This is a genomic window from Streptomyces sp. NPDC053069, assembly GCF_044546895.1.
Lineage (GTDB): Bacteria > Actinomycetota > Actinomycetes > Streptomycetales > Streptomycetaceae > Streptomyces.
Genome location: NZ_JBITZN010000002.1, coordinates 697,845 through 719,550 on the forward strand (window position 1 = coordinate 697,845; position 21,706 = coordinate 719,550).

The window sequence follows — 21,706 nt, forward strand, 5'->3', positions numbered from 1 at the left end:
GTCTGGCGGAAGATACAAATGAGTGCCGCACCGCTCAGGTGCTATTCAGTTGTTCATTCCGACCAGTGCGTAGGTCTGCGTCGCGATCTCCAGTTCTTCATCCGTCGGCACCACGGCCACCGCCACCCGCGCGTCCTGCGGCGAGATCAGCCGCGGCTCGCCGGAGCGCACCGCGTTCCGCCCCGGGTCGACCGCCAGGCCCAGCCCCTCCAGGCCCGCGATCGCCGCTTCCCGCACGGGCGCCGCGTTCTCGCCGACCCCGGCCGTGAACGCGACCGCGTCCACCGTGCCGAGAACGGCGTAATAGGCGCCGATGTACTTCTTGAGCCGGTGAATGTAAATGTCGAACGCGAGAGCGGCCTCTTCGTCGCCCTCGTCGATCCGGCGGCGGATCTCCCGCATGTCGTTGTCCCCGCACAGGCCGAACAGACCGCTCCTCTTGTTGAGAAGAGTGTCGATCTCGTCCATGGACATTCCGCCAACCCGGGTCAAATGGAAGATGACGGCCGGATCCAGATCACCGGATCGCGTACCCATCACGAGCCCCTCCAAAGGCGTGAGCCCCATGGAGGTGTCCACGCACCGGCCCCGCTCCACCGCCGACGCGGAGGCGCCGTTGCCCAGGTGCAGCACGATCACGTTGACCTCGGACGGGTCCTTGCCCAGCAGCCGCGCCGTCTCCCGCGCGACATACGCGTGCGAGGTGCCGTGGAAGCCGTAGCGGCGGATGCGGTGGCGGTCGGCGATCTTCGGGTCGATCGCGTAGCGCGCCGCCGACTCGGGCATCGTCGTGTGGAACGCGGTGTCGAAGACGGCGACCTGGGGCAGGTCGGGGCGCAGCGCCTGCGCGGTGCGGATGCCGGTGAGGTTGGCCGGGTTGTGCAACGGGGCGACCGGGATCAGCCGCTCGATCTCGGCGAGCACCTCGTCGTCGACGACGGTCGGCTCGGTGAAGAACATGCCGCCGTGCACCACCCGGTGCCCGATGGCGGCCAGTTCCGGCGAGTCCAGGCCCAGGCCGTCCCGGCTCAGCTCCTCGGCGACCGCCTTGAGCGCGGCGTCGTGGTCGGCGATCGGCCCGCTGTGCTCGCGGGTGTCGCCGGAGGTGAGGCAGGTGTGCTTGAGCCGGGAGGTCTGTTCGCCGATGCGCTCCACCAGTCCGACGGCGAGCCGGCTGCGGTCGCGCATGTCGAGCAGCTGGTACTTCACCGACGAGGAGCCGGAGTTGAGGACGAGGACGCGGGTCGCGGTCACGGTGTGGAAATGCTCTCTGCTCAGTTGGCGGGCGTCTGGGCCTGGATCGCCGTGATGGCGACGGTGTTGACGATGTCCTGGACGAGCGCGCCCCGGGACAGGTCGTTGACCGGCTTGCGCAGACCCTGCAGGACCGGTCCGACGGCGATCGCGCCGGCCGAACGCTGCACGGCCTTGTACGTGTTGTTGCCCGTATTGAGGTCCGGGAAGATCAGAACCGTCGCCTGCCCGGCGACATCGGAGTCGGGCAGCTTGGTCGCGGCGACGGACGGCTCCACGGCCGCGTCGTACTGGATCGGCCCCTCGATCTTCAGGTCCGGCCGCCGGGAGCGGGCCAGCTCGGTGGCCGCGCGCACCTTGTCGACGTCGGCGCCCGAGCCGGACGTACCGGTGGAGTACGACAGCATCGCGATCCTGGGCTGCACGCCGAACTGGGCGGCCGTACCGGCCGACTGGACGGCGATGTCCGCGAGCTGCTCGGCGTTCGGGTCCGGGTTGACCGCGCAGTCGCCGTAGACCAGCACCTTGTCGGCCAGGCACATGAAGAACACCGAGGAGACGATCGAGGAGTCGGGCTTGGTCCTGATGATCTCGAAGGCGGGCCGGATGGTGGCGGCCGTGGAGTGCACGGACCCCGACACCATGCCGTCGGCCAGGCCCTCCTGCACCATCAGCGTGCCGAAGTAATTCACGTCGGAGACGACGTCGTAGGCCAGCTCGACGGTGACGCCCTTGTGGGCCCGGATCTGGGCGTACTGCTCGGCGAAGGCGTCGCGCAGTTCCGAGGTGGCCGGGTCGATCAGCTGGGTGTCGCCGAGGTCGACGCCGAGGTCGGCGGCCTTCTTGCGGATCTGGTCGACGGGGCCGAGCAGGGTCAGGTCGCACACGCCCCGGCGCAGCAGCACCTCGGCCGCGTGCAGCACCCGCTCCTCGGTGCCCTCGGGAAGCACGACCCGCCGCTTGTCGGAGCGGGCCTGCTCCAGCAGCTTGTGCTCGAACATCATCGGGGTGACCCGGTCGCTGCTCGGCGCCGAGACCCGGCGGGCCAGCTCGGCGGTGTCGGCATACCGCTCGAAGAGGCCGAGCGCCCGCTCCGCCTTGCGCGGGGTGGCCGCGTTCAGCTTGCCCTCCAGCGAGAACAGCTGCTCGGCGGTGGGGAAGCTGTTGCCGGTCACGGAGAGCACGGGGGTGCCGGGGGCGAGGCGGGCGGCGAGGGTGAGGATCTCGTCGCGCGGCACCTCGTTCAGGGTGAGCAGCACGCCGGCTATCGGCGGGGTGCCGGCGCTGTGCGCGGCCAGCGAGCCGACGACCAGGTCGGCGCGGTCGCCCGGGGTGACGACCAGGCAGCCCGGCGTCAGGGCGCCGAGGAGGTTGGGCAGCATGGCGCCGCCGAAGACGAAGTCCAGCGCGTCCCGGGCGAGCCCGGAGTCGTCGCCGAGCAGCACCTTGGCGTCGAGGGCGTGGGCGATCTGGGAGACGGTCGGCGCGGACAGCGCGGGCTCGTCGGGGACGACGTAGCAGGGGACCGGCAGCCGGGTGGCGAGCCGCTCGGCGATCTCGTCGCGGTCCTCGCGGGCCACCCGGTTGGCGACCATCGCCAGCACGTCGCAGCCGAGGCCGTCGTAGGCCCGGTAGGCGTTGCGCGTCTCGGCCAGCACCGACTCGGCCGGCTGCTTGCGGCCGCCGACGACCGGGATCACGGAGGCGCCGAACTCGTTGGCCAGCCGGGCGTTCAGGGACAGCTCGTCCGGGAGCTGGGTGTCGGCGAAGTCGGTGCCGAGGACGAGGACGACGTCGTAGTCGCGGGCCACCAGGTGGAAGCGGTCGACCAGCGCCGAGACCAGTTCGTCGGTGCCCTGCTCGGCCTGGAGCGCGGACGCCTCGTGGTAGTCCATGCCGTAGACCGTCGCCGGGTCCTGCGAGAGGCGGTACCGCGACCGCAGCAACTCGAACAGCCGATCCGGGCCGTCGTGCACGAGCGGACGGAAGACGCCCACCCGGTCGACCTGCCGGGTCAGGAGTTCCATGACTCCCAGCTCCACGACCTGGCGGCCGTCACCGCGGTCGATCCCGGTCACGTACACGCTGCGCGTCACGTGTCCACTCCGTTCCTCATCGTCGTCGGCATAAAAATCGCCCACCAAGGTGAGCAGAACCCTCTTGACAATACCCCTGGCCCCGGATAAGGCGCCCGTCAAGTGGTTCACCGCCCCGGTGGACGTGAAACAATCGACAGTGGCTCACCGGCACCGACAGCGAGCAGGAGACACAGCACGATGCGCATCGGAGTTCTCACCGCAGGCGGCGACTGCCCCGGCCTGAACGCCGTGATCCGGTCGGTCGTGCACCGGGCGGTGGCGCAGTACGGCGACGAGGTCATCGGCTTCGAGGACGGCTACCGAGGTCTGCTCGACCGGCACTACCGCACCCTCGACCTGGACGCGGTCAGCGGCATCCTGGCCCGCGGCGGCACCATCCTCGGCTCCTCCCGGCTGGAGCGCGACCGGCTGCGCGAGGCCTGCGAGGGCGCCGCCGACATGGTCGAGGAGTTCGGCATCGACGCGCTGATCCCGATCGGCGGCGAGGGCACGCTGACCGCGGCCCGGATGCTCTCCGACGCGGGCCTGCCGGTCGTCGGCGTCCCCAAGACCATCGACAACGACATCTCCTCCACCGACCGCACCTTCGGTTTCGACACCGCGGTCGGCGTGGCCACGGAGGCCATGGACCGCCTGAAGACCACGGCCGAGTCCCACCAGCGCGTGATGGTCGTCGAGGTCATGGGCCGGCACGCCGGCTGGATCGCCCTGGAGTCCGGCATGGCCGCCGGCGCCCACGGCATCTGCCTGCCCGAGCGCCCCTTCGACCCGGCCGACCTGGTCAAGATGGTCGAGGAGCGCTTCTCCCGCGGCAAGAAGTTCGCCGTGATCTGCGTCGCCGAGGGCGCCCACCCCATCGACGGCACCATGGACTACGGCAAGGGCGAGATCGACCAGTACGGCCATGAGCGCTTCCAGGGCATCGGCACCGCGCTGGCGTACGAGCTGGAGCGGCGCCTCGGCAAGGAGGCCAAGCCGGTCATCCTCGGCCACGTCCAGCGCGGCGGCGTGCCCACCGCCTACGACCGTGTCCTCGCCACCCGCTTCGGCTGGCACGCCGTCGAGGCCGCGCACCGCGGCCAGTTCGGCAGGATGACCGCGCTGCGCGGCACCGACATCGTGATGGTGCCGCTCGCGGAGGCGGTCACCGAACTGAAGACGGTGCCGAAGGACCGGATGGACGAGGCCGAGTCGGTTTTCTAGGCGCTCTTGTCCTCCACGGTCTTCCAGAAGTTCTCCACGATCCGGTCGAGGAACTCCCGGCCGGACTCGCTGGCACCCCTGCTGCCGCCGCCCCAGCTGAGGGTGGCGGCCATGTGCCCCTGGTAGTCGTCGTACAGCTCCTGCAGCACGTCCTCCACGACCGCCTTGTCCAGGGGCGCCAGTTTCATCACCGGCCGCACATAGGCCTGCCAGCGGGTGGTGACCGCGCTGTGCAGCAGGTCGGCGAGCTTGGCCTCACGGCCGGTGACGGCGACGAAGTCGGGCAGGGCCAGACCCAGTACCTCGGCCAGCGCCGCCGACTGCCGCTCATTGCCGCGCCACTGCCCGCTCTCCTCCATGCGCAGATAGCCGCGCAGGTCCATGCCGACGGCGTGGGCGACGTCCTCGGGCGCGACGGCACGGGCGATGCGATGCTCGCGCAGGCTCTGCGGCCGGCCCAGCAGCTCGCCCGCGGAACACCACAAGACGCCTGCGAGGGCGGTGAGTTCGGCGTTTCCCGGGGAGGCGATGCCGCGTTCCCAGGCGATCACGAGATCGGGTGTGACGTACGGCAGCCCGTACGAGGCCCGCATGCCGTACGCGACGTGCTCGGGGCCCATGCCGAGCGCGGCGCGCAGCCGGCGGGCCGCCGGGGCGTTGAAGGGGGGAGCTGAGGGTTGGCGCACCCCGCACAAGCTAGGGGCCCGCTGTCACCATGGCTACGGTCCGTTCCGACAGGATCACCGGTTGTGGGAATGTACAGTTCCGTCCGTTCGGTATGTAACCGGACGGATGTTACGGAGCCGACACCCTTCCGGCTCACCCCTTGACCGCCCCGCCCAGCGCGAAGCCGCCCCCCAGCCGCCGCGCCACCAGCACGTACAGCAGGATCACCGGCGTCGAATAGATGACGGAGAACGCGGCGAGCTGCCCGTACGCCACCATGCCCCGGTTGCCGAAGAAGTCGTTGATGCTGACCGAGGCCGGCATCTGGTCCGGGGTGAGCAGCAGCATGAACGGGACGAAGAAGTTCCCCCACATCATCACGAACGAGAACACCGTGACGACGGCGATCCCCGGCCCCATCAGCGGCAGCACGATCCGCACCAGGGACTGCAGCGCGTTCGCCCCGTCCGTCCAGGCCGCCTCCTCCAGCTCCCTCGGCACCCCGTCCATGAAGTTCTTCATCAGCCAGATGGCGAACGGCAGCTGGGAGGCGGCGAAGAAGAGGATCGTGCCCAGCAGTGTGTCGATCAGGTTCACCCGGACGAACAGCGCGTACACCGGCACCATGATCGCGGTGATCGGCAGGCTCGTCGCGAACAGGATGGTCACCAGGAATGGCCGGCCCAGACGGGAGCGGAACCGGGAGAGCGGATAGGCGGCGAGGGCGGCGCAGACGACGGTCAGCGCGGTGCCGCAGCCGCAAAGGACCAGGCTGTTGAGCAGCGGGGTGCAGGTGATGTCCGGGGTCAGGATCGCGTCGAAGTTGCCGAGGGTGAACCCGTCCGGGATCTTCACTCTGAGATCGGCGTGCGGATCGACGGAGGACAGCACCACCCAGGCGAGGGGCAGTGCGAAGGCGACGGCCACGACCAGCAGACAGGCATCGGCGGCAAGCCGCCCAGAAGCGCGTTTCCTGGGCATGCGGGTGTCACACCTCCGTCCGGAGCAGCCGCAGATGGACGACCGAGAACAGCGAGCCGACGAGCAGCAGAAGCAGGGCGACCGCGGTGCCGTACCCGATCATGCTGTTCTGGAAGGCCTGCTCGTACATGAACAGCGGCAGTGTCTGGCTCTTGTTTCCGGGGCCGCCCCGGGTCATCACCCAGATCAGCCCGAAGACGGAGAGCGTCTGCAGGGTGTTGAGCATGAGGTTGGTGCCGATGGACCGGCGGATCATCGGCAGGGTGATGTGCCACATCCGCCGCCATCCGCCGGCCCCGTCCACCTCGGCGGCCTCCGTGATCTCGGCGGGTATCCCGTCCAGCGCGGCGGAGTAGACGAGCATCGAGAACGCCGTACCGCGCCAGACGTTGGCGAAGGACACGGCGAGGATGGGGAGCGTGAACAGCCAGTTCTCGCGCGGCAGATGCAGCCAGTCCAGGATCGCGTTGAGCGTCCCCTCCCGCCGGAAGAAGGCGTACAGCAGAAACCCGGCGACGACCTCCGGCAGCACCCACGCCGTGACGACGACCCCGCCGGTGAGCGTGCGCACCGGCTTCGAGGCCCGCTTCATCAGCGCCGCCAGGGCGAGACCCAGGGTGTTCTGTCCGAGGAGCGAGGACAGCACCGTGAACACCAGGGTCAGCCGGACGGCGTTCAGGAACGCGTCGTCACGAAAGGCGCGCCGGAAGTTGGCGAACCCGACGAAGGACGCATGCGCCTGACCGGTCAGCTGCAGGTCGGTGAAGGCGATGTAGACGCAGTACGCGATCGGTCCGGCGAGGAAGAGCAGGAGAAGGACGACGGCGGGGAGGAGAGGAAGGGCCCGGGTGAGCCGGCGCGGAGGTTTCACTTCTCGGTCACTTGGCCGCCGGTGACGTCCTTGAGCGTGTCGTCGTACCCGCTCGCGGCCTGCTCCGCGGACTGGTCGCCGGTCGTCACGCTCTCCATGGCCTCCTGGATGGCGGTCGACACCTTGGGGTACGCCGGGTACGCGGGCCGGTAGTGCGTGCTGGACACCAGGTCGGTGAAGAACCTGATGCCGGGCTGGGCGGTGGCGTACGCGGGGTCCTCGGCGACGTCGCTGCGCACGGAGATGCCGGAGTTGGCGATGTACCACTTCTTGGCGTTCGCCTCGGTCTGCATCGTCCTGATGAAGTCGAAGGCGAGGTCCGGGTTGCCGGCCTTGGCCGGGACGGCCCAGGTCCACCCACCGGACATGCTCACCTTGCCGGGCGCCTGCCCGTGCTGGGTGGGCATGTACGCGAGGCCCAACTGCCGGGACCAGTCGGGCCATTCGTGCCCACTGCCGGGCAGCCAGGCCTGCGGCAGCCAGGAGCCGTCGAGGTCGATGCCGAGTCTGCCCTGGGGGAGCAGCTCACCGTTGACGGTGGTCGCGAAGTTGGGGTCGAGGGCGTCGGAGACGTCGGGGCCGAGCTTCTCCCGGTACACGGTCTCGACGAACGTCAGCGAGTCCTTGAAACCCTGACCGGCCGTGACCCATTTCTTGCCCGTGCTGTCGTAGAGCGGATCGGAGGTGCCGTCGCCGGTGCCGTACAGGAGCATCTCGAAGCCCTGCATGGTGGAGCGCTCTCCCGCCGGTTTGCCGGTGTAGACGTTGAGCGGAGTGACGCCGGGGACCCTCCGCTTGATGGTGCGGGCGGCGGCGAGGACGTCGTCCCAGTTCTTCGGCTGCCAGTTCAGCGGCAGCCCGGCCTTCTTGAACACCCGCTTGTCGAACCACAGCCCGCGGGTGTCCGTCCCGTCCGGCACGCCGTACGTCTTCCCGTCCTGCCCCTTCGCGGCCGCCTTCGCGGTGCCGGCGAACCGCTTCCAGTCCGGCCACTTGGCGAGGTACCGGTCGAGGGGTCTGAGATAGCCGCTCGTGATGTCGGAGTTGATGAGGAAGGTGTCCTCGTACACCAGATCCGGGGCGGTCCTCGGCGACCGCAGCATCTGCTGCAGCTTGGTGTAGTACTCGGAGTCCGGGGCCTTGACGGGGACGAACTCGACCTTCTTCCCCGGGTACTTCTTCTCGAACTCCTTCTTGACCCCGGCGAGATAGGTGTCCATCACCTTGATGGAGTTGTCGGTGGACTGCTTGTACGACACCTTGACCGTGTCGGCACTGCTGCCGGATCCCGAGCCGCACGCGGTGAGGGCGGTGGCGGCGAGGGCGGCGGTGAGGAGGGCGGAGTAGGCGGCGGTGGGGCGCACGGGCATGACCTCCTGAGCACACGTGGCGGTGGCGCGGAGATGGCTGCCGTGTGAAGGTATGAGCGGTGGTCCAGTCGGGTCAATGAGTGTGCGCGGATTGCCCGTTGGCGGCGTCTGCGGGGCCTTGCCCCGGGTGGACGCTGTCCTCACCGCCCCTGAGAAACCCACCGGTACACCAGCTCCGGCCGCCCCACCTGCCCGTACAACGGACTCCGGCCGGCCCTCCCCGCTTCCACCAGGTGCTCCAGGTACCGCCGGGCGGTGATCCGCGAGATGCCCACCGCCTCGGCCACCCCCGCCGCCGTCAGCCCCTCCTCCGCCTCCCGCAGTGTGCCCGTCACGCGCTCCAGGGTCGGTCCGCTCAGACCCTTCGGCAGCGCCGCGGGTGACGGTGCCCGCAGGGCCGCCAGCGCGCGGTCGACCTCGTCCTGGCCGCTCGCCTCGCCGACCGCGGCGCGGAATTCGGCGTAGCGGATCAGCCGGTCCCGCAGCGTGGCGAAGGTGAAGGGTTTCAGGACGTACTGGACGACGCCCAGGGACACGCCCTCGCGGACCACCGCCAGGTCCCGGGCCGATGTCACCGCTATCACGTCCGCGTGATGCCCGGCCGCACGCAGGGACCGGGCGAACTGCAGGCCGTGCACGTCCGGCAGGTGCAGGTCCAGGAGCAGCAGATCCACGGGCGTGCGGTCCAGGATGCGGCGGGCCTCCGCCCCCGTGTGCGCCCTGCCGACCGAGACGAACCCGGGCACCCGGCCGACGTACAGCACATGGGCGTCGGCGGCGACCGGGTCGTCCTCGACCACGAGGACGCGGATCGGATGCGGTTCCTGCGTCATCTGCCGCCCCCCACCGCCGACCGCAGCGGCAACCGCACCTCGAACACCGCTCCGCCCTCGCCGTCCTCGTCGCACTCCGCCACCGTCAGCGTGCCCTCGTGGCGGGTCACCGCCTGCCGGACCAGGGCCAGCCCGAGGCCCCGGCCGCCGGGCCCGGCCGGCTTCGTCGAGAACCCCCGCTGGAATACCAGGTCGGCATGGGCCGGGTCGACACCGGGGCCCGTGTCGGACACCCTGAGGACCACCTCGGCGTCCGAGGCGTACGCCGTGACCGTCACCCGCGCCCCGACGCTGCCCTGTGCCGCGTCCACCGCGTTGTCGATCAGGTTGCCGAGGATGGTGACCAGGTCACGGGCGGGCAGGCTGCCGGGGAGCAGCCCGTCGTCCAGGCGGCTGTCCCGGGACACCACCAGCTCCACGCCCCGCTCGTTGGCCTGGGCCGTCTTGCCGAGCAGCAGGGCGGCCAGCACCGGTTCCCGTACCGCCGCGACCACCTGGTCGGTCAGGGCCTGGGCCAGTTCCAGCTCCGCCGTGGCGAACTCCACCGCCTCCTCGGCCCGGCCCAGCTCGATCAGCGACACCACCGTGTGCAGACGGTTGGCGGCCTCGTGCGCCTGCGAGCGCAGGGCCTGGGTGAAGCCGCGCTCGGAGTCCAACTCACCCATCAGGGACTGGAGTTCGGTGACGTCCCGCAGGGTGACCACCGTGCCCCGGCGCTCCCCGCCCGACACCGGGGAGGTGTTCACCACCAGGACGCGGGACGCGGTCAGGTGCACCTCGTCCACCCGGGGCTCCGAGGACAGCAGCGCGCCGGTCAGCGGGACCGGCAGGCCCAGGTCGGCCACCGAGCGGCCGATCAGCTCCGTGTCCGGTGCGCCCAGGCCCAGCAGCTCCCGGCCGCCGTCGTTGATCAGCGCCACCCTGTACTGCCCGTCCAGCATCAGCAGGCCCTCGCGGACCGCGTGCAGCGCCGCCTGGTGGTAGTCGTGCATGTGGCTCAGCTCGGTGGCGTTCATGCCGTGGGTGTGCCGGCGCAGCCGGGCGTTGACGACGTACGTGCCGACCGCGCCCAGCAGCAGCGTGCCTCCGGCGACCCCCAGCAGGGCCGTGACCTGGTCCTGGACCCGCGCGCTGATCTCCTCCACCCTGATGCCGGCGCTGACCAGGGCGATGACGCGGCCGTTCTCCTCGACCGGGGTCACCGCGCGGACGGAGGGGCCGAGGGTGCCGGTGTACGTCTCGGTGAAGGTGTGGCCGTGCAGGGCGGGGCCGATACGGCCGAGGAAGCGTTTGCCGATCTCGTTCCGGTCGGGATGGGTCCAGCGGATCCCGTCCGGGTTCATGATCGTGACGAAGTCGACGTCCGCGTCCCGCATGACCTGCAGCGCGTACGGCTCCAGCGCGGCCGTGGGGCGGGAGGTGTGGATCGCCGAGCGGACCGAGGGGGCGTCCGCGATGGAGCGGGCCACCGCCGTGACCTGGCGGACCGCCGCGTCCTCGGCCTGCCTCTGGTCGTTGAGGTAGGTGAACAGCGCGTACCCGGCCACGACCAGCGCGATCAGCACGGCCTGCATCGCGAACAGCTGGCCCGCCAGGCTGCGGGGTCGGGGGAGACGGGGAACGCGCATGTCAGCAGTGTGCCTCTCCGGTCGATGCGGTGTGTCTCTGCGGTCCATCGTGAACTAAATGAACGGAAGGGTGACCGCCCTCACACGGCGGGAGATAGTCACGGCATTCCCCAGTAACGCCCGGACGTGAGCCGCACGCCGGTTGTTCGCCGACGAAGACGTCAAGGAGGGCAGTCGTGGCCGCCACAACCCCCGACACGGCACCTGCCGCACCCCGCGTGAAGCGGGACCGGACCCATTACCTGTACATCGCCGTCATCGTGGCGGTCGCGCTCGGCATCGCCGTGGGACTCATCTGGCCCGACGCCGCGGTCCAGCTGAAGCCGCTCGGTTCCGGTTTCGTGAGCCTGATCAAGATGATGATCTCGCCGATCATCTTCTGCACGATCGTGCTGGGCATCGGGTCCGTACGCAAGGCCGCCAAGGTCGGCACCGTGGGCGGGATCGCGCTCGGCTACTTCCTCGTGATGTCGCTGGTCGCGCTCGCCATCGGGCTCGTCGTCGGCAACGTGCTGCACCCGGGTGACGGGCTGCACCTCACCGACGCCGTCAAGGCGGCCGGACACGACCAGGTGTCCAAGGAGGCACTGCCGCCGGTCCAGTTCATCCTGTCGATCATTCCGACGACCTTCGTGTCCGCCTTCACCCAGGAACAGGTTCTGCAGACCCTGCTGGTCGCCCTGCTCGCCGGGTTCGCGCTGCAGTCCATGGGGCCGGTCGGGCAGCCGGTGCTGCGCGGCATCGAGCACCTCCAGCGGCTCGTCTTCCGCATCCTGTCGATGGTCATGTGGGCGGCGCCGGTCGGTGCCTTCGGCGCCATCGCGGCGGTGGTCGGCTCGGCCGGACTCGACGCCCTGAAGAGCCTCGCCGTGCTGATGCTCGGCTTCTACGTCACCTGCGTGCTGTTCGTCTTCGTGGTGCTCGGCGTGATTCTGCGGATCGTCACCGGACTCAACGTCTTCTCCCTCTTCAGGTACCTGTCGCGCGAGTTCCTGCTGATCCTGTCCACCTCGTCCTCCGAGTCCGCGCTGCCGCGGCTGATCGCGAAGATGGAGCACCTGGGCGTCAGCAAGCCCGTCGTCGGCATCACCGTGCCGACCGGCTACTCCTTCAACCTCGACGGCACGATGATCTACATGACCATGGCGTCGCTGTACATCGCCGACGCGCTGGGTACGCCGATGTCGGTGGGCGAGCAGATCCCGCTGCTGCTGTTCCTGCTGCTGGCGTCCAAGGGCGCGGCGGGCGTCAGCGGTGCGGGGCTCGCCACCCTGGCCGGCGGCCTGCAGTCGCACAAGCCGGCGCTGGTCGACGGGGTCGGTCTGATCGTGGGTATCGACCGGTTCATGAGTGAGGCGCGGGCACTGACGAACTTCGCGGGCAACGCGGTCGCCACCGTGCTGATCGGCACCTGGACCAAGGAGATCGACAAGGTGCGGGTGCGGCAGGTGCTGGCGGGTGAGCTGCCGTTCGACGAGACCACGCTGCTGGACGAGAAGCAGCCGGCGGTCACCGAGGTCCCCGAACCCCAGGAGGGCGGGGACAAGGAGCTGGCCAAGGCCTGACCCGCCCGAAAGAACTCCGGACGTCCGGCCCCGCCTGAACCCGGGCCGGGCGTCCGGGATCCACCGCCGGGCGGTCGAGTCTCCCCCGTACCTCGACCGCCCGGCTTCTTCACGTCTGCCGGCTCACCTCAGCGCACTCACCTCTGCGCACCCACCCCTTACGCACTCACCTTGGCCACCAGCGCGGTGGCCGCCGAGGCGGGCACGCCCGCCGCGGTCAGGACCGTGACCGTGGCCGAGCGGCCCGCCTCTTCCGCTGTCACCAGGCCGTCGTTCACCGCCTCCATCACCGCGAACACCATCTGCTCCTGTACGTACGCCAGGGCCGGGGCGGGCAGCGGGGAGCTGAACACGCCCTCGTCCAGGCCCCGTTGGAGCAGTTGGACCTTGTTGGCGCGCAGCGGGGCGAGGCGTTCGCGGATGCCCTGGACGGTGACCGTGCGCTGGGCGAGCGCGATCAGCAGGCGGTAGCGATCCGCGGTCACCCAGATCGCGAGGAGCGACCGGGCCACCGCCTCCGCCGGGTCCTGCACCCCCTCGCGCACCGCCGCGTCCGCGTCCGTCAGCGCTTGCACCGCCTCGTCGACGAGAGTGCTGATCAGTGCCTCACGGCTGGGGAAGTGGCCGTACACCGTCCGTCGTACGACACCCGCCGCGCGCGCGATCTGGTCCATGGAGGCGTCCGGATCGCGCAGCAGCTCGGCGAGGGCGACGTCGAGGATGCGGCGCCGGTTGGCGTCGGCGCGGCTGGGGTTACCCGTGGTCATGTCGTCATTCTGCACGCACGCGCAGAACTTGCACAGTGCTGTGCAACGACGTACATTGCACATGGTTGTGCAATTGCACGCCACTGTGCAAAACCTGGACTCCACGTCCCGTCGCGGAACCGAGGAAGGCGACCCCTGCCATGCGACTCGTCATGACCGAACCGGTCGAGAAGATGGAGCGCCCGTACGCCCGGCGCTGGTGGGCACTGCTCGTGCTCTGCCTGAGCCTGCTGATCATCGTGATGGCGAACACCGCCCTCACGGTCGCCGCGCCCGACATGACGAAGGACCTCGGGCTGAGCAGCGCCGACCTGCAGTGGGTGATCGACGGCTACACCGTCCCCTACGCCGCGCTGATGCTGCTGCTCGGTGCGATCGGCGACAAGTACAGCCGGCGCGGGGCACTCGTCCTCGGCCTGGTCGTCTTCGGCGGCGGCGCGATCGCCGGCTACCTCGCCGACAGCGCCGCGTCCGTCATCGCGGCCCGCGCCGTGATGGGTGTCGGCGCCGCGCTGATCATGCCCGCCACGCTCTCCCTGCTGGCCGCGACCTTCCCGCGCGCCGAACGCGCCAAGGCGATCGTCCTGTGGACCGCCACCGCCGGGCTCGCCATCGCCGCCGGACCGGTCGTCGCTGGCGCCCTCCTGCGCGATCACGGCTGGTCCTCGACCTTCCTGATCAACGTGCCCATCGCGGCCGTAGCGATCGTCGCCGCCTTCGTCCTGATACCGCCGTCCAGGGCGGGCCACCACGACCGCATCGACTACGTCGGCGGCCTGCTGTCGGTCGTCTGGACCGGCTCCCTCATCTACATGATCATCGAGGGTCCGCACTTCGGCTGGGGTGCCAAGGCGGTCACGGCGGCCGTCGTCGCGGGCGCCGGCCTGGTCGCGTTCGTCGTCTGGGAGCTGCGCCACCCCCGCCCGATCCTGGACGTCCGCCGCTTCGCGCACCGCCGCTTCGCCGGCTCCAACCTCGCCGTCGCCCTGTTCTTCCTCGCCGTCTTCGGCGCCTTCTACTACCTCACCCAGCACCTGCAGTTCGTCCTCGGCTACGACGCCCTGCAGACCGGCGTACGGATGCTCCCGCTGGCCGGCGCGGTCTTCGTCGGCTCGGCCCTGACCGGCCTGCTGACCCCGCGCGTGGGGATGAAGTGGACCGTCACGGCGGGCATGGTCGGCGGCACCAGCGCCCTCGCCCTGCTGACCCGGGTGGACGCGGGTTCGACGTACACCGACTTCCTGGCCCCCCTGATCATCCTCGGCCTGGCCATCGGCCTCGCCCTGTCGCCCTGCACCGACGCGATCATGGGCGCCTTCCCCGAGTCCGAGCTGGGCGTCGGCGGCGCGGTCAACGACACCTCGCTGGAACTGGGCGGCTCGCTCGGCATCGCCATCCTCGGCTCGCTGCTCGCCACGTCCTACGGCAACCACCTCTCCGACGCCACCGCCGGCAGCAAGCTCCCCGCGAGCGCCCTGGACACCGCGCAGGACTCGGTCGGCGCCGGATACGCCGTCGCCCAGGGCATCGGCGACAAGGCGCACGCGCTGGCCGCGCAGGCGGCACAGTCCAAGGACCCGCACCAGGCCGCACAACTGAAGCAACAGGCCGCCGAACTCGCCTCCGGCGCCCGCCAGATGGCCGACGCGGTCGGCTCCTCCTTCTCCTCCGCCGTGGCCCACACCAGCCTGGTCGGCGCGGTGATCCTCGGCCTCGGCACGCTCCTCGTGGGCTTCCTGCTCCCACGCCGTGAAGCCCCCGCGCCGGACGTGAAGACCGAGGAGAAGGAACTCCTGGACAGCGCGGTCGGCTGACAGCTCCTCGCCGCCATCCACTAACGTGCCGTTCCTGATCAATCGGAACGGCACGTTCGTGCGTGGCGTCCGTACCTGTGAGTCATGACGTGTATGGAGGCACGGGGGATATGAAGATCGACTGGGACCGGCGGACCTGCGCGCGGAAGGGGCATGTCACCTACGCGCCCGACGACCCCCGCCTGCGTCTGCGGCTGCACGCCGACACCGCGCTCGGCGAGGTGTGGCGCTGCCTGCGCTGCGGTGACTTCGCGCTGGGTGAGCCGCACGGCTCCGGTCCGGCCGCGGACGCCCCGCTGGTGCCGCGCGGGAAGGTGCTGCGGGACCTGTTCATCCTGCGCTTCCTGGCGATCGAGCGGGCCGTGCGCGGGGTGTTCATCGTGCTGGTCGCGGTCGCGGTCTGGAAGTTCAGCAACAGCCAGGACGCGGTCCGCAGCCTCTTCAACGAGTACCTCGACGTCCTCCGGCCGGTCTTCCGGCACTTCCACTACGACCTTGACCACTCACCCGTCGTCGGCTCCATCCAGAAGGCGTTCGGCTACAAGCACTCCACGCTGCTGCTGGTCGCCGCCCTGCTGCTCGCCTACGCGCTGATCGAGCTCATCGAGGCCGTCGGCCTCTGGTACGCCAAGCGCTGGGCCGAGTATCTGACGGTCGTCGCCACCGCCGCGTTCCTGCCGCTGGAGATCTACGAGCTCACCGAGAAGGTCAGCTATCTGAAGATCGCCACGCTCGTCCTCAACATCCTCGCGGTCCTCTACATCGCCATGGCCAAGCGCCTGTTCGGCCTCCGGGGCGGCCGCAGGGCCTTCGAGGAGGAACGGCACAGCGCCTCCCTGATGGAGGTGGAGGAGTCGGCGGGGGTGACCGTCTGACCCCCGCCGGCCGCCGCCCGCCGCGGGCTACGAAGCCCGCGCGGCCTCGGAGAGCCGTGTCAGCTCCGCCTCCGTCAGTGTGAGCTCCGACGCCGCCGCCGAGTCCCGGATCGTCCGAGGACGGCTCGCGCCCGGGATCGGGATCACGGTGGGGGAGAGGGACAGCAGCCAGGCCAGGCACACCTGCTGGGGGCTGACCCCGCGCTCCCGGGCCACCTCGTGGAACGCGGCGAACCGCGGGGCCGCCGCCAGGCCCGACGACCCGTCCAGCGAGCTGCGCGAGATCCCGCCGAGCGGACTCCACGGCAGGAACGCCAGGCCCAGCTCCGCGCAGAGCCGCAGTTCCGGATCGCTGTCGCAAACCTCGGGGGAGAAGCGGTTCTGCACGGACACCAGGCGGTCGCCGAGGATCGTGCGGGCCCGGACGATCTGGTCGGCGGTCACGTTCGACAGGCCTGCCAGGCGGATCTTGCCCTCGTCGAGGAGCTCGCGCAGGGCGCCCACCGACTCCTCGAACGGCACGGCCGGGTCGGGCCTGTGGAGCTGGTAGAGGCCGATCGCCTCGACACCGAGCCGCTTCAGGGAGGCCTCCGCGGCCGTCCTGAGGTGCCGGGGCGTGCCCGTCGTCGTCCAGGTGCCGTCGGCCGGGCGGCCCCGGCCGCCCTTGGTGGCCAGCAGCACGCCGTCGGTGTCGCCGCCGTAGGCCGCGAGGGCGCGGGCGAGGAGGAGTTCGTTGTGGCCGGGCTCCTGGCCCGGCAGATGGTAGGAGTCGGCCGTGTCGAGCAGGGTCACGCCCGCGTCCAGCGCCGCGTGGACGGTGGCGAGGGCGCGGGCCTCGTCCGGTCGGCCCTCGATCGACAGCGGCATGGCACCGAGTCCCACCGCGCTCACCTTCAGGCCGCCAACCGTGCGGTACCGCATCTCAGCTGTCCTTTCCCAGGGTCTCGGCCACGGCCTTCGGCAGCCACTGCCGTACGTCACCGAAGAGGAAACCGAGCCGGGCGGCCCGGGAGTTGTCCATGGCGTAACGGCGGCGGAAGGCGAAGGGGGAGAGCCCGGCGGACTCGGTCACCTCGAAGCGCACCTCGCCCCCGGGGATTTGTGCCGCCACCGCGGTGCACAGCTCGTCCACGGCCAGCAGGCCGTCGGAGGCGGCGTTCACCGGGCCCGTGAAGTCCGCTCCCGCCGCCCAGAACAGGAAGTCGGCGATCTCCTCGACGTGGATGTACGTCGCCGGGTGCGAGACCGGCGGTACGGCGATGGGCGTGCCGGTACGGATGCGGTGAGCGTAGTGCTCCAGCCGGCCGGTGAAGTCGTCGTCGCCGCCCAGCACATGGGCGACGCGAACGGACGCGAACGGCAGGCCGGAGCCCGTGAACACCGCCTCGGCCTGCCGCTTGCCCTCGCCGTAGTGCGCCTCGACGAACCCCGCCTCGTCCCAGGGAAGGTCCAGGTCAACGGCGACCGTACTGGGATCGACCGCACTCTCCGGCACCGGCACCGCCGAGTCCTCGTGCTCGTACACCTCCACCGTCGAGGTCATGACATAGCGTCCGGTGCGGCCCGTGAAGACCCGGTGGGTGATCTCCGCCTGGCGCGGGGTGTAACAGACCTGGTCGATGACGACGTCGAAGGTACGGCTGCCGATCGCTTCGGCCAGCGCCTTCTCGTCGTCGCGGTCGGCCACCAGGTGGACCGCTCCCGGCGGCGGGGCCGACGATCCCCGGTTCAGGACCGTGACCCGGTCACCCGCCGCCAGCAGCCGGGCGATCAGCCGCTTGCCGAAATAGCGGCTGCCCCCGATGACCAGTACCTCTCGTGCCTTTGCCATGACCATAATTCTCCGGACCGAGCAGGGAGCTCTGAAGGGGGAGACATGGGAGATCGGGCCACTACGCCGAAAGAACCACGGCATCTGCGGGCAGTCGCCGACGAAACACAGGTGGCCTTCGACGCGGTGGACCGGCAGATCCTCCAGCTGCTCCAGACCGACGGGCGGATCAAGCTGAGCGAGCTGGGCCGGCGGGTCAGTCTGAGCCCGGCGGCCGTGGCCGAGCGGGTGCGCCGGCTGGAGACGGCCGGCGTCGTCGAGGGGTACGGCGCCCAGGTCGCGCCCGCCCGCCTCGGCTACGGCATCCAGGCCTTCATCCGGGTGAACCCGCACGGCGGCTACAACCTCAAGCACCCGAGGACCCTCGAACTGATCGACCGCCCGGAGATCACCGAGGTGCACCACGTGGTCGGCCAGGACTGCTGGATCCTCAAGGTCGCCGTCACCGACACCGTCCACCTGGAGGAGATCCTGGAGCAGACCTCGGTGCTGGGCCGGACGACGACCTCGATCGTGCTGTCCTCACCGGTGCGCCGCAAGCCGCTGCTGCCCCCGGCCCGAGCCTGAAGGAAAAACACCCCTTGCCTTGACGCCGACGTCAACACCTACGGTCGTAGGCATGCGAATCGGCGAGCTGGCCGCACGGGCCGGGACCACCACCCGCACCCTGCGCTACTACGAGGCGCGCGGGCTGCTGCCGGCCCGGCGCGACGGCAACGGACACCGTACGTACGACGAGGGCGACCTCAGGCTGCTGGAGCAGATCCGGACGCTGCGCGACTTCGGGTTCGAGCTGGAGGAGACGCGGCCCTTCGTGGAGTGTCTGCGCTCCGGGCACCCGGAGGGCGACTCCTGCCCGGCCTCGCTCACGGTCTACCGGCGCAAGCTGGACGAGCTGGACGCGCTCATCGGGCAGCTGTCGGCGGTGCGGGAGACGGTCGCCGGGCAGCTGCGGCGGGCCGAGCGGGCCCGTGACGCGCTGGCCGCCGAGGCGCTGGTTCCGGGGGGTCCGGAACCGGTGTGCGAGCTGGGAGGGATTTCACGATGAGTCTGGTGAGCGGACTGGCCGAGGTGACGGACGCGGATTTCGAGGCGGAGGTGAAGGACTCGGAGCTGCCGGTGCTGGTGCAGTTCACGGCCGACTGGTGCGGGCCGTGCCGGCAGCTCGCGCCGGTGCTGAAGGACATCGCCTTCGAGGAGGGCGACCGGCTGAAGGTCGTACAGCTGGACGTGGACCGCAATCCGCAGACGACCATCGCCTACGGCGTGCTGTCCACGCCGACCCTGATGGTCTTCCGGGACGGTGAGCCGGTGCGGTCGATGGTGGGGGCGCGGGCCAAGCGGCGGCTGCTGGCAGAGCTGGCCGACGTGCTGTAAAACCCCTGCGCCCACGAAAAAATCCCCCGAGCAATTGCGCTCGGGGGATTTCTCTGCGTATATTCGGTGGTTCGCGACTTCCATTCGATGAATGGCGCGGAGAAGTTCAGTGGGCACAGTATATCCGGGCGGGAGCGGAATTGTCAAACACCGAATTTCCAGGCGATGAATTGCGGCACGAGCAGGAATTCATCGACGGACTGTACGCGCGTGCGGACGTGCTGCGCGGCGAAACCGAGACGTCGGTCACCGACGCACTCGCCCAGGGCGACAAGCCCATGCAGGCCCGGCTGGAGCGGGACATCCTGGTCGCCGAGCGCTCGGGGCTGCTCGCCGCGCTGAACGCCGTCGACGGCTCGCTCTGCTTCGGCCGGATCGACCTCGCCTCCGGCGCCGTCCACCACATCGGCCGGATCGGGCTCCGCGAGGACGACACCGAGCGCACCCCGGTGCTCATCGACTGGCGGGCCGACGTCGCCCGCCCCTTCTACCTGGCCACCAGTCACACCCCGATGGGCCTGCGCCGCCGCCGGCACATCACCACCCAGGGCCGCACCGTGACGTCCCTGCACGACGAGATCCTCGACCTGGGCGACGCCACCCGCACCGGCTACGAGGACCACAACGGCGACGCGGTGCTGCTGGCCGCGCTGAACTCTGCGCGCACCGGCCGCATGAGCGACATCGTGCAGACCATCCAGGCCGAGCAGGACGAGATCATCCGGGCGCCCCACCGCGGGGTGCTGGTGGTCGAGGGCGGCCCCGGCACCGGCAAGACGGCCGTGGCCCTGCACCGGGCCGCGTATCTGCTGTACGAGCACCGGGAACTGCTGGCCCGCCGCGCCGTGCTGATCGTCGGCCCCAACCCGGCCTTCCTCGGCTACATCGGCGAGGTGCTGCCCTCCCTCGGTGAGACCGGCGTGCTGCTGGCCACGGTCGGCGAGCTGTTCCCCGGGGTGAGGGCGACGGCCACCGACAGCAGGGAGGCGGCCGCGGTCAAGGGCCGCGCCGGCATGGCGGAGGTACTCGCCGAAGTCGTACGCGACTGGCAATCGCTGCCCGATCCGGTGATCGCGATCGAGCACGACCGCGAGGTCCTGATGCTCGACGACGGCCTGGTGAAGGTGGCCCGCGAGCGCACCCGCGCCGCCAAGCTGCCGCACAACGTGGCCCGGGAACACTTCGAGGGCCACATCCTCAACACACTCACCGACCTGTACGCCGAGCGTGTGGGGACCGACCCGTACGACGGCAGCAACCTGCTGGACGCCTCCGACATCACCCAGATCCGCGACGAACTGGCCGAGAACCCCGAGGTCTGGGCCGCCATCGACCAGTTGTGGCCGCGCCTGACGCCGCAGCGCCTGGTCGCGGACTTCCTCGCCGACCCCGTCGGCTACCTCCCCGACGAGGACGCGGCGGCCATCCGCCGCCCGGTGACCCGGGCGTGGACCGTGGCCGACGTGCCGCTGCTGGACGAGGCGGCCGAACTGCTCGGCGTGGACGAGCGGGTGGCGCGGGCGCGGGCGGAGCGGGAACGGGAGACGCAGGTGGCCTATGCGCAGGGCGTGCTGGACGTCTCGTACGCGTCCCGGACGTACGAGTTCGAGGACAAGCAGGACGAGGACTCGGAGGTGCTGTCCGCCCACGACATCATCGACGCGGAGCGGTTCGCCGAGCGGCACGAGGAGGCCGACCACCGCAGCGCCGCCGAGCGGGCGGCGGCCGACCGGACCTGGGCGTTCGGGCACATCATCGTCGACGAGGCGCAGGAGCTGTCGCCGATGGCCTGGCGGCTGCTGATGCGGCGCTGCCCGACCCGCTCGATGACCCTGGTGGGCGATCCGGCCCAGACGGCGGAGGCGGCGGGTGTCGGCTCCTGGTCGAAGATCCTCCAGCCGTATGTGGAGGACCGCTGGGAGCACACGCGCCTCGGGGTCAACTACCGTACGCCGGCGGAGATCATGGAACTGGCGGCAGCCGTCGTCCGTGCCGAGAACCCCGGCTTCGAACCGCCGAGCTCGGTCCGTTCGACCGGGGTACGGCCCTGGGTGCGCGCCACCGACGACCTGCCCGGCGCCGTCGCCGAGGCGGCCCGGGAGCTGACGCCCGCCGAGGGCCGGCTCGCGATCATCGCCCCGCGCCACCTGCACCGCAAGCTGGCCGCACGGCTGGACGGGGTGACCGCGGGCGCCGAGCCGGACCTGACCCGGGCCGTCGTCCTGCTCGACCCCCGCCAGTCGAAAGGCCTGGAGTTCGACTCGGTGCTGGTCGTCGAGCCGGCCCGCTACGGGACGAGCGACCTGTACGTGGCCCTGACCCGGGCCACACAACGGCTCGGCGTGCTGCACACCGGGACGTTGCCGGCGGGGCTCGCCGAGGCGGCGTGACGGGCAGGTCCGGATGACCGGAGGGTTCCCGAGACGAGAAAGCGCTCGGGAACCCTCCGGCCGTGCGATCTCCAGATTCTTTGTTCTACGCATCGCACAGTCGGATGAATGTCCGTGATGAATATATGACTTAGGAAATCGAAGCTCTGGCCTTGGCTTTGCTGTTTGTGGAACACTGGCCG

At 70.3% G+C, this 21,706-nt stretch carries 19 protein-coding genes; 8 read left to right on the plus strand and 11 right to left on the minus strand.

Translation table 11 applies throughout. The features are described 5' to 3' along the window. Nucleotides 1-45: 45 nt before the first annotated feature. The gene (locus ACIGXP_RS06860; RefSeq protein ID WP_363216717.1) at nucleotides 46-1,254 is read right to left on the minus strand and encodes an acetate kinase; all 1,209 of its coding nucleotides are present in this window, start codon (nucleotides 1,252-1,254) and stop codon (nucleotides 46-48) included. Nucleotides 1,255-1,274: 20 nt separating this feature from the next. Beyond that, a complete protein-coding gene (gene pta / locus ACIGXP_RS06865) occupies nucleotides 1,275-3,350 on the minus strand; it encodes a phosphate acetyltransferase (RefSeq protein ID WP_399764767.1) in 2,076 nt (691 codons plus the stop codon). Nucleotides 3,351-3,530: 180 nt separating this feature from the next. Between pta and ACIGXP_RS06870 the strand changes: the two genes are divergently transcribed. Next, a complete protein-coding gene (locus tag ACIGXP_RS06870; RefSeq protein ID WP_351250171.1) occupies nucleotides 3,531-4,556 on the plus strand; it encodes an ATP-dependent 6-phosphofructokinase in 1,026 nt (341 codons plus the stop codon). Here the strand turns inward: ACIGXP_RS06870 and ACIGXP_RS06875 are convergent. The 6 genes from ACIGXP_RS06875 to ACIGXP_RS06900 form a co-directional block, all read right to left on the minus strand. Then, a complete protein-coding gene (locus ACIGXP_RS06875; protein WP_363216715.1) occupies nucleotides 4,553-5,242 on the minus strand; it encodes a helix-turn-helix transcriptional regulator in 690 nt (229 codons plus the stop codon). The genes ACIGXP_RS06870 and ACIGXP_RS06875 overlap by 4 nt on opposite strands. A 133-nt stretch (nucleotides 5,243-5,375) precedes the next feature. Continuing rightward, nucleotides 5,376-6,203 (minus strand): carbohydrate ABC transporter permease, encoded by an 828-nt coding sequence (locus tag ACIGXP_RS06880; protein WP_363216714.1) that lies wholly within the window; start codon nucleotides 6,201-6,203, stop codon nucleotides 5,376-5,378. 7 nt (nucleotides 6,204-6,210) lie between these two features. Further along, nucleotides 6,211-7,074 carry a carbohydrate ABC transporter permease gene (locus ACIGXP_RS06885; RefSeq protein WP_399764771.1) on the minus strand — a complete coding sequence of 288 codons (864 nt, stop codon included), beginning with the start codon at nucleotides 7,072-7,074 and terminating at the stop codon, nucleotides 6,211-6,213. Then, the gene (locus tag ACIGXP_RS06890) at nucleotides 7,071-8,444 is read right to left on the minus strand and encodes an extracellular solute-binding protein (protein ID WP_399764772.1); all 1,374 of its coding nucleotides are present in this window, start codon (nucleotides 8,442-8,444) and stop codon (nucleotides 7,071-7,073) included. The genes ACIGXP_RS06885 and ACIGXP_RS06890 overlap by 4 nt, the downstream gene beginning before the upstream one ends. A 140-nt stretch (nucleotides 8,445-8,584) precedes the next feature. Next, nucleotides 8,585-9,277, minus strand: a complete 693-nt coding sequence (locus tag ACIGXP_RS06895; RefSeq protein WP_363216711.1) for a response regulator — start codon at nucleotides 9,275-9,277, stop codon at nucleotides 8,585-8,587. Continuing rightward, on the minus strand, nucleotides 9,274-10,905 hold the full coding sequence (locus tag ACIGXP_RS06900; protein WP_399764776.1) for an ATP-binding protein: 1,632 nt from the start codon (nucleotides 10,903-10,905) through the stop codon (nucleotides 9,274-9,276). Before ACIGXP_RS06900 ends, ACIGXP_RS06895 begins: the two co-directional genes overlap by 4 nt. Nucleotides 10,906-11,081: 176 nt before the next feature. Here ACIGXP_RS06900 and ACIGXP_RS06905 point away from each other — a divergent pair, with 176 nt between their 5' ends. Continuing rightward, complete coding sequence (locus ACIGXP_RS06905; protein ID WP_399764779.1) at nucleotides 11,082-12,470, plus strand: cation:dicarboxylate symporter family transporter; 1,389 nt, start codon at nucleotides 11,082-11,084, stop codon at nucleotides 12,468-12,470. A 158-nt stretch (nucleotides 12,471-12,628) separates the two neighbouring features. Here ACIGXP_RS06905 and ACIGXP_RS06910 read toward each other — a convergent pair whose 3' ends face one another. Then, nucleotides 12,629-13,237, minus strand: a complete 609-nt coding sequence (locus ACIGXP_RS06910) for a TetR/AcrR family transcriptional regulator (RefSeq protein ID WP_399764782.1) — start codon at nucleotides 13,235-13,237, stop codon at nucleotides 12,629-12,631. Nucleotides 13,238-13,377: 140 nt separating this feature from the next. Between ACIGXP_RS06910 and ACIGXP_RS06915 the strand changes: the two genes are divergently transcribed. Both ACIGXP_RS06915 and ACIGXP_RS06920 read left to right on the plus strand, forming a co-directional pair. Continuing rightward, complete coding sequence (locus ACIGXP_RS06915; RefSeq protein ID WP_399764785.1) at nucleotides 13,378-15,051, plus strand: MFS transporter; 1,674 nt, start codon at nucleotides 13,378-13,380, stop codon at nucleotides 15,049-15,051. Between the two features lie 110 nt (nucleotides 15,052-15,161). Continuing rightward, a complete protein-coding gene (locus ACIGXP_RS06920) occupies nucleotides 15,162-15,926 on the plus strand; it encodes a DUF2127 domain-containing protein (protein WP_363216706.1) in 765 nt (254 codons plus the stop codon). Nucleotides 15,927-15,953: 27 nt separating this feature from the next. Here the strand turns inward: ACIGXP_RS06920 and ACIGXP_RS06925 are convergent, their stop codons facing one another. Then, a complete protein-coding gene (locus tag ACIGXP_RS06925; RefSeq protein WP_399764788.1) occupies nucleotides 15,954-16,847 on the minus strand; it encodes an aldo/keto reductase in 894 nt (297 codons plus the stop codon). A gap of 1 nt (nucleotide 16,848) precedes the next feature. Then, entirely contained in the window at nucleotides 16,849-17,757 is a 909-nt protein-coding gene (locus tag ACIGXP_RS06930; protein WP_399764791.1) for an NAD-dependent epimerase/dehydratase family protein, read from the minus strand. A 45-nt stretch (nucleotides 17,758-17,802) separates the two neighbouring features. Between ACIGXP_RS06930 and ACIGXP_RS06935 the strand changes: the two genes are divergently transcribed. From ACIGXP_RS06935 to ACIGXP_RS06950, 4 genes are all read left to right on the plus strand, one after another. Further along, a complete protein-coding gene (locus ACIGXP_RS06935; RefSeq protein ID WP_363216703.1) occupies nucleotides 17,803-18,324 on the plus strand; it encodes an Lrp/AsnC family transcriptional regulator in 522 nt (173 codons plus the stop codon). A 52-nt stretch (nucleotides 18,325-18,376) separates the two neighbouring features. Beyond that, the gene (locus ACIGXP_RS06940) at nucleotides 18,377-18,805 is read left to right on the plus strand and encodes a MerR family transcriptional regulator (RefSeq protein ID WP_363216702.1); all 429 of its coding nucleotides are present in this window, start codon (nucleotides 18,377-18,379) and stop codon (nucleotides 18,803-18,805) included. After that, entirely contained in the window at nucleotides 18,802-19,134 is a 333-nt protein-coding gene (gene trxA / locus ACIGXP_RS06945) for a thioredoxin (protein ID WP_363216701.1), read from the plus strand. Before ACIGXP_RS06940 ends, trxA begins: the two co-directional genes overlap by 4 nt. 170 nt (nucleotides 19,135-19,304) lie before the next feature. Beyond that, on the plus strand, nucleotides 19,305-21,524 hold the full coding sequence (locus ACIGXP_RS06950) for a HelD family protein (protein WP_399764796.1): 2,220 nt from the start codon (nucleotides 19,305-19,307) through the stop codon (nucleotides 21,522-21,524). Nucleotides 21,525-21,706 lie beyond the last annotated feature (182 nt).